The sequence below is a fragment of the Neobacillus nitrireducens genome, assembly GCF_030915405.1.
In the GTDB taxonomy this organism is placed as follows: Bacteria; Bacillota; Bacilli; order Bacillales; family Cytobacillaceae; genus Neobacillus.
Window position 1 is genome coordinate 2,209,177 of sequence record NZ_CP133262.1, and the last position, 11,552, is coordinate 2,220,728.

The window sequence follows — 11,552 nt, forward strand, 5'->3', positions numbered from 1 at the left end:
GAGGGTAGATTTCCTCCTCTTATCTATCAGGTTAAAAATAACCTGCAGGAATTAGCACCTTTTCAAGAAATATCTTGATGGTTGCCGGGCTTCATAGGGCCTAGTCCCTCCGCCGCTCTGGATAAGAGTTTTATTTAATTTTTCATTAAATTTCCAAGTTATAAAGAGTATTTTAGTTGAAACTAAAGTCATTGTCAATATTATTTGAAATTTCTTTTTATTATTACGGATTTATCAAACTCAAAAAATAAACCCACCAAATGGCGGGCTTGGTAAATTCATAATTATCGCTGTAGTTTTCCCTCAGCTAGCTTAATTTGCTTTTCGACTTGCGCTGGCGCTGTTCCCCCAAAGCTATTTCGAACACCCACAACATGTTCTGGAGCCAATACTACATATATATCTTCCTCAAATAGTGGACTAAAGCCTTGATATTCTTCAAAACTTAAATCTAGTAAAAATTTATTCGACTGGATCGCATATAAAACTATTTTCCCAATAACTTCATGAGCATCACGGAATGGCAAACCTTTTCTCACCAAGTAATCAGCAATATCTGTGGCATTAGAAAAGTCATTATTAATCGCCTTACGCATTACGTCTTTATTCACTGTCATTGTCTCAATCATTGGAGCTAGTAGCATTAATGATCCTTCAAGTGTTTCAACCGTATCAAACATGCCTTCCTTGTCCTCTTGTAGGTCCTTGTTATAAGCGAGCGGCAATCCCTTCATGACTGTTAGCAAACCAATTAAATTACCATAGGTCCGTCCTGTTTTTCCACGCAGCAACTCTGGTACATCGGGATTTTTCTTTTGCGGCATTATACTTGAACCCGTACAAAACGAATCGTCCAACTCTATGAACTGAAACTCCTGGCTAGACCAAATGACCAGCTCTTCAGATAATCTGGAAATATGGGTCATGATAATTGAACCGATTGATAAAAATTCAAGAATAAAGTCACGATCACTAACTGCATCCATACTATTAGGATAAACCGTTTCAAAGCCCAAAAGTTCAGCGACACGTTCACGATTGATTGGAAAAGTAGTTCCTGCCAATGCACCAGAACCAAGCGGAAGCCAATTGATACGCTTCAAACTATCCATCAATCTTTCCTTATCACGCTCAAACATCCAAAAGTAAGCCATTAAATGATGAGCAAAGGATACAGGCTGAGCGCGCTGCAAATGCGTATACCCTGGAATTAACGTTTGGATATTCTCCTTCGCTTGCTCTATTAATGCCTGCTGGACATCTTCTACTAATTTAATAAGCTCTGTCGTTTTTGTTCTTAAATACAGATGCATATCGGTGGCTACCTGATCATTACGGCTTCGCCCGGTATGGAGCTTACCACCCACGGGACCAATCTTTTCAATTAATAACTTTTCAATATTCATATGAATATCTTCATCTTCAACTAGGAACTCAGCCGTGTGGTCGTCAACCATTTTCTTAATAGAAAGTAGTCCGTCCTTAATTTTATTAGCATCCTCCATTGGAATAATACCGCACTCACCAAGCATTTGCACATGGGCAAGACTTCCGGCGATGTCTTCCTTAGCCAATTTTTGGTCAAAAGAAATTGATGCTGTAAATTTCTCAACTAGTTTATTGGTTTCTTTTGTAAAACGGCCGCCCCATAACTTCGACATGTAATTTCCTCCTTAGCCTTAGCCTAACAAGACAGCCCTCGAAAAGGATTCGAGGGCAATCCGACTTATTTTAAAATGGATTCCTTTTTATTCACTTCTGCATTGACCTTTGTTGGCAGACCCCAAATCTTGATAAATCCAACCGCTGCATTATGATCAAACGCATCACCTTTTGAATAGGTTGCAAGTTCCTCATTATATAGGCTATACGGCGACTTTCTTCCAACAACCGTATGATTACCTTTATGAAGCTTGACACGAATCGTTCCGGTCACTGTCTTTTGCGTTTCATTAATAAATGCATCCAGTGCAGGTTTAATTGGAGAATACCAAAGACCTTCGTAAATAATCTTAGACATCTGCTGTTCAACCTGTGTCTTAAATTGGCTGACTTCACGAGTTAATGTTAAAAATTCTAGTTCTTTATGGGCATTGATTAAAATAAGTGCAGCAGGATTTTCGTATACTTCACGAGATTTAATTCCTACTAATCTATTTTCAATATGATCGATACGGCCCACACCGTGCTTGCCGCCAAGAGCATTTAGAGTTTCGATTAATTGGACAAGTGGAAGTTTTTCGCCGTTAAGGGCAACTGGTACACCCTGTTCAAATTCGATTTCCACATATTCAGCGGAATCAGGAGTTAGCTCAATCGGATTCGTCCAATCGAAGGCAGCTTCAGGTGCTTCAGCCCATGGATCTTCCAGAACTCCGGCCTCGCAAGCACGGCCCCAGATATTTGCATCAATGGAAAATGGATTATCTAAATCGACTGGAATTGGAATTCCGTTCTCTTCGGCATATTTGATTTCTTCGTCACGAGTCATTCCCCATTCACGAACAGGAGCAACCACTTTTAAACTTGGGTTCAAAGCTTGGATGGAAACTTCAAAACGGACCTGATCGTTTCCTTTTCCTGTACAGCCATGAGCAACAGCAGTGGCACCTTCTTTTTCAGCTACTTCCACCAATAATTTTGAAATAAGCGGTCTTGATAATGCTGAGGATAATGGATATTTCCCTTCATACAAGCAATTCGCTTTTAACGCTGGTAAAATATATTCTTTTGCTAGTAATTCTTTTGCATCGATCATATAGGCTTTAATAGCTCCGACATTCAAAGCTTTATTTTTGATTGCTTCTAAGTCTTTTCCTTCGCCGACGTCAAGACCTAAGGCAATCACATCGTAGCCATATTTTTCTTGAATCCACTTTACTGATACTGATGTATCTAAACCGCCTGAGTAGGCTAGAATAATTTTTTCTTTTGTCATGATTATAATTCTCCTCTTACCGTTTGTGTATTTTTATTCAACTGATAGAATTATTATACAACAAGTCTCATAGAAAAGGAAACTATTTTGCTAGTAAAAGTTTTAAAATTGCTTTCTGGGCATGAAGGCGATTCTCAGCTTCATCAAAAACGACTGAATGAGATCCATCGATGACTTCTGCTGTTACTTCTTCGCCACGATGGGCTGGCAAACAATGCAAAAAGATAAAATCCTCCTTCGCCAATTTGCACAGTTCATCATTTACTTGGAATCCTTGAAATGCCTTCAATCTTTTTTCCGTTTCTTCTTCCTGTCCCATACTGGTCCAAACATCTGTCACGATGACATCTGCGCCTTTAACAGCTTCTAGCGGATCATTTGTAATCAGGAGTGAACATCCCGTTTGTTTTCCAACTTTAATAGCTTTTTCAGTAATATTACCATTTGGCAAATATCCCGGTGGACTCGCAATGCTGATATCCATTCCCACTTTCATTGCGCCCTCCATTAATGAATGGGTCATATTGTTATTGCCATCGCCAATATAACACATCTTTAAGCCAGACAGTTTTCCTTTATGCTCGAGTATCGTTAAAAGGTCTGCTAACACTTGGGTTGGATGCTGCAGATCTGTTAAACCGTTAATGACTGGTACTGTTGCATGTTCAGCTAATTCTTCCACTGAATCATGCGAAAAAGTTCTAATCATCAAACCATCCACATAACGGGACAGCACTTTTGCGGTATCGGAAATACTTTCTCCTCTTCCAAGCTGAATATCCTTTGAACTTAAGAAGATTGCGTGTCCTCCAAGCTGGAGCATCCCTACCTCAAAGGATACTCTTGTACGGGTGGAGGATTTTTCAAAAATCATCCCTAAAACTTTTCCGCTTAAATACGGATGCGGTTTGCCTTGTTTTTGGAGTTTCTTCATCTCTATCGCTTCGTTTAGAAGATAGAGAATTTCATCTGCACTGAAATCAGACAGCTGTATAAAATCTTTTCCTTTAAACTTCGGCTTGTGAATATTACTTATCTCATTTATTTTAATCGCCTCACCCATGTACAGCACCTCTTTCTTCCAACTTATAATATTCATTCACAGATCGAACCTCAAAATCAGATGGAGACCCTTTTTCCAGACCGATTATCGCTTCAATTGTATCTAAGTGTGTAAATACCGGTATCTTGTAGCGAACGGCATGTTCGCGAATTTGGTAACCAAATTTAATTTTATTACGCCCCTGATTCGGTATATTAATAACTGCCTTCATGAGCTGATTTCGGAAAAGTTCAATGACCTCATCTTCATTCTTGATCACTTTTTCAACCTGAATTCCAGCACTTTGAAAATATGCAGCGGTCCCTGCTGTGGCCGCAATCTTGTATCGTTTTTTTACAAGGTCCTGGATAATTGAGAGAGATGCTTGCTTATCTCGATCAGAGATGGAACAGAAAAGATAATTTTCCTCGGTTTGCCCGCCGAGTGATGGAATAGATTTTTCAAGTGCCTCTTGATAGGTTGCTCCCATGCCAAGCGCTTCACCTGTTGATTTCATTTCAGGTCCGAGCACATGGTCGACACCTTTAAGCTTACTTGATGAAAATACTGGTGTTTTCACTGAATAATAATCAGGTTCATCCAATAGTCCCTTTGTTGAACATAGGTCAGTGAGCATTTCTCCTAATTGAACACGCGTCGCCCATTCAATCATCGGGATTCCTGTGACCTTGCTCATGATTGGTACCGTTCTGGAAGACCTAGGATTAACTTCAAGTACATTAACCAGATCTTCGTAGATAACAAATTGAATGTTCATGATTCCAATCACCGGTGCAGAGTTAGCGATTTTCCCAGCGTAGTCAATTAATGTTTCTTTCATATTTTCGGACAGTGAAACGGGCGGGAACACCGAAATACTGTCTCCAGAGTGGACCCCGGCTTTTTCGATATGTTCAAAGATTCCCGGTACGACGATATCTTTCCCATCACAAATGACATCAATCTCGCACTCTAGTCCAGGTAAATATTTATCTACTAATAATGGCCACATCGTTGTCTGCGAATTTTTTTCAAGCTGTATTATATACTGGCTCAATTCCTCTTCTGAAAAAATAGTAAACATGGATTGTCCGCCAATGACATAGGATGGACGCACCAGGACTGGATAACCCAGTTTTGTAGCTGCTTCTATGAGTTCATCTGGATGAGTAACGGTTTGACCCACTATATGCGGTATGTCAAGGTCTTCAAGCAACTGATAAAATTCTTTTCGATCTTCTAAGCGATCGACATTTTTTACAGAGGTGCCTAATATTTTGATCCCTTCTTCTTCTAAATCATGTGCTAAATTAATGGCCGTTTGCCCGCCAAACTGAATCAACACACCTTCAACCTGTTCTTTTTCGATGACATGAAGTACATCCTCAGCTGCTAGGGGCTCAAAATACAGACGATCCGCAACAGAATAATCGGTACTAACTGTCTCAGGGTTATTATTTATCACCACTGCCTCGTAGCCCTTTTTCTTGATTGCTTTTGCCGCATGTACCGAACAGTAATCAAATTCAATCCCTTGCCCAATTCGAATCGGGCCTGAGCCAATGACAAGAATCTTTTTCTTACCTGTAACCTCAACCTCGTCAAACCCGTGCCAGGTTGAATAATAGTAAGGTGTAACCGCATCAAATTCAGCTGAACAAGTATCAACCATTTTATAGCCTGGTTTCCAGTCCAGTTCCTTCCACTTGTCTCTTACTTGTTTTTCTGGAATTGCATATATTTGCGATAGTAGCTTATCAGCAATATTATTTTGCTTCGCCTGCTTGAGTAAGGAAACGGGAACCTCGCTCCAATTATAGGAGGTTAATAAAGTTTCTAGCGTTACGATTGAGCTAATTTTGTGTAAAAACCATGGATCAATCTCGGTCAACTGTTGCACTTTTTCAAGTGTGATACCTCTTCTAAGCGATTCAGCAATGATGAATAAACGCTGGTCATTTGCCTGTTTAAGTAGTTCATTCAATTCCAGTTCAGCAATCAATTTATTTTTCTCGAGGCAAAGTCCATAAACATTCATTTCCATTGAGCGAATGGCTTTATTTAAGGCACCTTCAAAGGTCCGATCAATCGCCATAACTTCCCCGGTTGCCTTCATTTGCGTTCCTAAGGTCCGGTCCGCCTCAGGGAATTTATCAAAAGGGAAGCGAGGCAGTTTTACCACAATATAATCAATCGCTGGCTCAAAGGATGCAAAAGTATTCCCTGTTATTGGATTCACAATCTCATCCAAATGATACCCAACCGCACACTTCGCTGCCATCCGGGCGATTGGATAACCAGTTGCTTTCGATGCAAGCGCCGATGAACGACTCACCCGTGGATTTACTTCGATAATATAATACTGATTTGACTCCGGATGTAGAGCAAACTGGATGTTACAACCACCGATAATCTTAAGTTCTTTAATTACTTTAATAGAAGAATCACGAAGCATTTGATATTGAACATCTGTAAGGGTTTGCGACGGGGCTACGACAATCGAATCTCCCGTATGAACACCCACCGGGTCCATATTTTCCATATTGCAAACAATGATGCATGTATCATTTGCGTCTCTCATGACTTCATACTCAATTTCTTTCCAGCCTTTGATACTTCTTTCAACTAATACCTGCTGAATGGGACTCGCTGCTAAACCTTTCTTAAGAACCGTTTCTAGTTCCTCATCAGTATAAGCAAAGCCGCCCCCATCCCCTCCAAGTGTATACGCAGGGCGAATAATAACTGGGAATCCAATTTCTTTTACGAAGGCTATGCCCTCCTCAAAGCTGTGAATGATAGCCGATTCAGGAATTGGTTCGCCAATTTGAAGCATCAAATTACGGAACTTTTCTCTGTCCTCCCCATTTTGGATAGACTCAACAGATGTTCCTAATAATTCAACATTGTATTTTTCTAAAATATTTTGTTCATAAAGTTGCACGGTTAAATTTAATCCAGTTTGGCCGCCTAGTGTACCAATAATTCCATCAGGTTTTTCTTTCTTGATGATCTTTTCAATGGTTTCAACGTTAAGCGGTTCTATATAGACCTTGTCAGCTACGGCTTCATCGGTCATGATGGTCGCTGGGTTATTATTAATTAAAACAACTTCGATTCCTTCTTCTTTCAAGGCTATACATGCCTGCGTGCCTGCATAATCAAATTCTGCCGCTTGCCCAATGACAATTGGACCTGAACCAATCACTAGTACTTTTTTTAAGCTTTTATTTAATGGCATAAACAGTCTCTCCCATAGAAGCTATCTGAGTTACAAAATCTTTTAAGATATATTCGGTATCGCTTGGCCCTGGATGGGCTTCTGGATGAAATTGTACCGTTTGAATTGGGTAATTCTTATGCATTAACCCCTCAATCGAACGATCATTTACATTTCGATAGCTAATATCAAATACTTTGGTGTCAATACTATCATCAACAACAACATAGCCATGGTTCTGAGCGGTGATTTTCACTTTTCCTGTCATTATTTCCTTAACTGGATGATTGCCACCGCGATGTCCATAGGCTAATTTGGTTGTTTTAGCCCCGTATGCAAGAGCAATTAATTGATGCCCTAGACAAATTCCAAGTGTAGGATAATTTTGGGTGATCTTTTTTATTTCCGGAAACCATTTTTTTAATTCCATTGGGTCCCCTGGGCCGTTACTGAACAGAACTCCATCTGGATTCAGTACTTTTATTTTTTCATAAGATGTGTTGTAAGGAACAATTGTGACCGCACAATTTTCATCTAGCAGAGCGTTAAGAATCGACTTTTTAAAACCATAATCCATGAGCACCACATGCGGTCCATTGTTCTTGAAATATTGAATCTTCTTCGTTGATACTTTATCCACCCAAAATGATCGATTATCTGATTCTACATTTTCATTATTCTTTTTCTTGCTTAAATAGCCTTTTACCGTCCCACGGCTGCGAATAGTTTTTACTAAGAGACGCGTATCAATTCCTGCAATCCCTGGTACTCCTGCGTCTTTAAGTTTCTCAGAAAATTTATTAACAGATTGATAATGGCTCGGTGTTTCACATAAATCCCCGATTACTACTCCTGATAATGCAGGGGTGATACTTTCATTATCGAGCGTATTAATTCCATAACTTCCGATTATTGGGTAACAAAAGGTAATGATTTGTCCAGCGTAAGATGGATCGGTGATGATCTCTTGATACCCAGTCATGCTAGTATTAAAAACTACTTCTCCGAGAGAATCTTTATCGGCTCCAATTAATACTCCTTCAAAGACCTCTCCCGTTTCCAAAGTAAGGTATCCATTCTGCAAAATATTCACTCGCCTTTCTCTATACTCTGGAAAGTTTTTTCCAATGCTTTAATAAATTCATGAATTTCTTCTTTTGTTACTGTTAATGGAGGTAAAATCCTCACTACATTCGGGCCGGCTGTTAAAATAAGAAGCTGGTTTGCAATGGCTTTTTGAACAATTTCTAAAGCACTCGTTTCAACTACTATTCCCTTGAGAAGGCCGAGCCCACGGATATCTTTGATAAAAGAGTACTTTTCCTTCAGGCCTTGCAATTTTTTATCTAAGTACGATGAAATTTCGTTTGATTGATTTAAAATATTAGTGGCAACCATATGCTGAATCGTTGCGAGTCCGGCAGCGGTTGCTAATGGATTTCCTCCAAAGGTACTGCCGTGGCTACCTGGATCAAAACCTTTAGCCGCTTCTTCCTTAGCGATAATTGCTCCAATCGGGAATCCTGAGCCAAGGCCCTTTGCAATGCTAATGACATCAGGCTCTATACCGTATTGTTCATAGGCAAACAGTGTTCCCGTTCGGCCAATCCCTGTTTGAATTTCGTCAACCATGAGAAGAATTTCTCTATCCTGACAAATTTTTGCGAGTTTACTAACCCACTCTTGTTTCGCAGGTATGACTCCACCTTCACCCTGAACGAGTTCGAGAAGGACGGCAGCAGGCTCAATGGTATATAGTAGTTCAAGTGCTTCTTCATCATTAAATGGCAGATAACTAAACCCGGATACTAACGGGGCAAATCCTTGCTGAATCTTTTCTTGGCCAGTTGCCGATAAAGTGGCTAGTGTTCTCCCATGAAAGGATTGCTGAAAGGTGACAATTTCAGGTGATTCGTTACCCTTCACTTTGTTTGCATATCTCCGTGCCAGCTTAATCGCAGCCTCATTTGCCTCCGCTCCACTGTTGCAAAAGAAAACTTGGTCCGCGCAACTATTGGCTGTAAGAAGGGCTGCCAGCTGCTGCTGATTCGGGATGTTATAGAGGTTTGAACAGTGCCAAAGATTCTGTAATTGCTCCTCAAGTGCTTCTTTTACGACATCTGGAACATGCCCTAGGTTACAGGTCGCTATTCCGGAAGTGAAATCTAGATATTGAGTACCCTGATCATCCCAAACATAGCTGCCTTTCCCTTTAATGACTGTGACAGGGAAGCGAGTATATGTTGCCATGACTGGTGATGTTAGGGAGATGGAATTATTTGTTGCCATTACGCGATCCCCTCTTCTAGGACAATTTTTGTGCCGACTTTTTTGCCATCCATATAATCTATCAAGCTATTTTTCTCAAATCCATTGATAATACCAACCTCTGGGATGTTATGAACAAGTCCGTCTATCGCGGCTTTTACCTTCGGAAGCATACCACCATATATTGTTTTATTTTCGATTAACGTTTCAATTATCGATTTGGAAGCTTTATCAAGCTTCGTCTTAATTCCGTTTTTTTCGATTAAAATCCCTGGAATATCACTGATAAAACAAAGGTTTGCTTTCAATGATTTGGCAATCGCACTTGCTGCTATATCTCCATTAATGTTGTACCTCTGCCCGCTATTATCTATTCCGATGGGGGATATGACTGGAATGTATCCTTGTTCAATGATTGTATTTATTACATTGTGGTTTACTTCAATAACGTCTCCTACAAAACCTAAATTCTTTGAATCAGAAGTTGGCTCCGCTTTTAACAAACTCCCATCAACACCGCTTATACCTAGGGCTTCCCCGCCAACTTCTACAATGTTTCTAACAACTTGTTTGTTAACTGAACCGCTTAATACCATTTCCACTATATCTAATACTTCATGATTGGTTACTCTAAGACCATTCACAAAAGTGGTTTCAACATTTAGATTTTTTAATAACGACGTGATTAGTGGACCGCCGCCATGAACGATGATGGGTATACACTCGCCCGCTTTATGCATTTTTACGACATCTTCATAAAAGGATCTTGGAAGATTATCTAACACACTTCCTCCGCACTTAATGACTATATATTTCATATTTAGGTCCTCTCTTACGTGCGGTAGGATGCGTTTATTTTCACATAATCATAAGTTAGGTCGCATCCCCAGGCTGTTGCGCTATATTCACCTTGGTTTAATTCAACACTTAATTTTACATTTTCTGATTCTAAATATCCCTTTACTTCTTCCTCTACAAAGTTACTTGGAAGACCATTTTCAAATACCGTAAAAGGCCCGATCGACACCTTAATTGCATTAGGTTCAACTGGTACACCGCTGTATCCAATTGCAGTAACAATTCTTCCCCAGTTAGGGTCTGTTCCATAAATCGCTGTTTTTACAAGATTAGAAGAAATAATCGCTTTTCCGACTGCACTTGCCGCGTTTTGGCTGTAACCGCCATTTACTTGAACTTCTACTAGTTTTGTAGCACCCTCACCGTCTCTTGCAATTTTTTTAGCTAGGGATTCGCAAACGATTTTCAACCCCTGTTTAAAAGTATTCCATTCAGGGTGTTCTTTTGTTAGTTGATTATTCTCAGCTAATCCATTGGCCATGACTAAAACCATGTCGTTCGTACTTGTATCCCCATCAACTGTTATCATGTTGAAGGTTTGATTCGTTACCTCACGAAGTGCTTCAAGTAGGTCTTCTTGTTCAATATTTGCATCTGTTGTTACAAATCCAAGCATAGTGGCCATGTTCGGATGGACCATCCCAGACCCTTTTGAGGCACCGCCAATGGAAACTGTTACTCCATCGATTTTCATTTGCACTGCTGTATGTTTGATACAAGTGTCAGTTGTTAGGATAGCATCCATAAAGTTATTTTCATTTTCATACTCTTTATTTAGTATTTGCTTGATTCCATTTATCACTTTATCCATCTGAAGTAATTCCCCAATAACTCCAGTTGAAGTAACCGCAACAAGATGTTTTTGTATTCCTAATTCGTTCGCAAAGCCCTGTTGCATAGCGAATGCATCCTGTAGCCCTTGCTCCCCAGTACAAGCATTAGCGTTGCCTGAATTCACGATAATTGCTTGAATCTTTTTTTCCTGTGCGATACTTTCTTGGGTAACTAATAATGGAGCTGCCTGAAAGAGGTTGGTTGTATACACTCCTGCAGCAGTTGCCGGAACCTCTGAAATAACGTATCCGAGATCAAGTCGTTTTCTTTTCAGTCCACAGTGCATACCGCCAGCTTTGTACCCCTTCGGTAAAGTTACACTACCTTCTTCTATAATAATGATTTCATTAGATGATATAGCCTGCATCAATTTAATTTCCCCCTTCAAATCC

The 11,552-nt window shown here is 39.9% G+C and carries 8 protein-coding genes and 1 riboswitch; all 8 genes read right to left on the reverse strand.

Annotated features, from left to right (window positions below; translation table 11 throughout):
• Positions 1-16: 16 nt before the first annotated feature.
• Positions 17-128: riboswitch (SAM riboswitch) on the reverse strand.
• 156 nt (positions 129-284) lie between these two features.
• The 8 genes from argH to argJ all read right to left on the reverse strand — a co-directional run bounded on the left by argH (position 285) and on the right by argJ (position 11,527).
• Positions 285-1,661, reverse strand: a complete 1,377-nt coding sequence (argH, locus tag RCG22_RS10745) for an argininosuccinate lyase (protein WP_308106794.1) — start codon at positions 1,659-1,661, stop codon at positions 285-287.
• A gap of 65 nt (positions 1,662-1,726) precedes the next feature.
• Entirely contained in the window at positions 1,727-2,938 is a 1,212-nt protein-coding gene (locus RCG22_RS10750; protein ID WP_308106795.1) for an argininosuccinate synthase, read from the reverse strand.
• 82 nt (positions 2,939-3,020) lie between these two features.
• Complete coding sequence (gene argF / locus RCG22_RS10755; protein ID WP_308106796.1) at positions 3,021-4,001, reverse strand: ornithine carbamoyltransferase; 981 nt, start codon at positions 3,999-4,001, stop codon at positions 3,021-3,023.
• Positions 3,994-7,221: a carbamoyl-phosphate synthase (glutamine-hydrolyzing) large subunit gene (gene carB / locus RCG22_RS10760; RefSeq protein WP_308106797.1), complete on the reverse strand. Its 3,228-nt coding sequence runs from the start codon at positions 7,219-7,221 to the stop codon at positions 3,994-3,996. The genes argF and carB overlap by 8 nt, the downstream gene beginning before the upstream one ends.
• A complete protein-coding gene (locus RCG22_RS10765) occupies positions 7,208-8,284 on the reverse strand; it encodes a carbamoyl phosphate synthase small subunit (RefSeq protein ID WP_308107129.1) in 1,077 nt (358 codons plus the stop codon). The genes carB and RCG22_RS10765 overlap by 14 nt, the downstream gene beginning before the upstream one ends.
• A 5-nt stretch (positions 8,285-8,289) precedes the next feature.
• Complete coding sequence (gene argD / locus RCG22_RS10770) at positions 8,290-9,489, reverse strand: acetylornithine transaminase (RefSeq protein ID WP_308106798.1); 1,200 nt, start codon at positions 9,487-9,489, stop codon at positions 8,290-8,292.
• Entirely contained in the window at positions 9,489-10,286 is a 798-nt protein-coding gene (gene argB / locus RCG22_RS10775; RefSeq protein WP_098263489.1) for an acetylglutamate kinase, read from the reverse strand. Before argB ends, argD begins: the two co-directional genes overlap by 1 nt.
• 14 nt (positions 10,287-10,300) lie before the next feature.
• Positions 10,301-11,527: a bifunctional ornithine acetyltransferase/N-acetylglutamate synthase gene (gene argJ / locus RCG22_RS10780; protein ID WP_308107130.1), complete on the reverse strand. Its 1,227-nt coding sequence runs from the start codon at positions 11,525-11,527 to the stop codon at positions 10,301-10,303.
• Between the last annotated feature and the right edge of the window lie 25 nt (positions 11,528-11,552).

What these genes read in the sequence shown, in the direction of transcription:
- argH (WP_308106794.1), bottom strand. Translation starts at nt 1,661, where the DNA reads ATGTCGAAGTTATGGGGCGGCCGTTTTACAAAAGAAACCAATAAACTA.
- RCG22_RS10750 (WP_308106795.1), bottom strand. Translation starts at nt 2,938, where the DNA reads ATGACAAAAGAAAAAATTATTCTAGCCTACTCAGGCGGTTTAGATACA.
- argF (WP_308106796.1), bottom strand. Translation starts at nt 4,001, where the DNA reads ATGGGTGAGGCGATTAAAATAAATGAGATAAGTAATATTCACAAGCCG.
- carB (WP_308106797.1), bottom strand. Translation starts at nt 7,221, where the DNA reads ATGCCATTAAATAAAAGCTTAAAAAAAGTACTAGTGATTGGTTCAGGT.
- argD (WP_308106798.1), bottom strand. Translation starts at nt 9,489, where the DNA reads ATGGCAACAAATAATTCCATCTCCCTAACATCACCAGTCATGGCAACA.
- argB (WP_098263489.1), bottom strand. Translation starts at nt 10,286, where the DNA reads ATGAAATATATAGTCATTAAGTGCGGAGGAAGTGTGTTAGATAATCTT.
- argJ (WP_308107130.1), bottom strand. Translation starts at nt 11,527, where the DNA reads ATGCAGGCTATATCATCTAATGAAATCATTATTATAGAAGAAGGTAGT.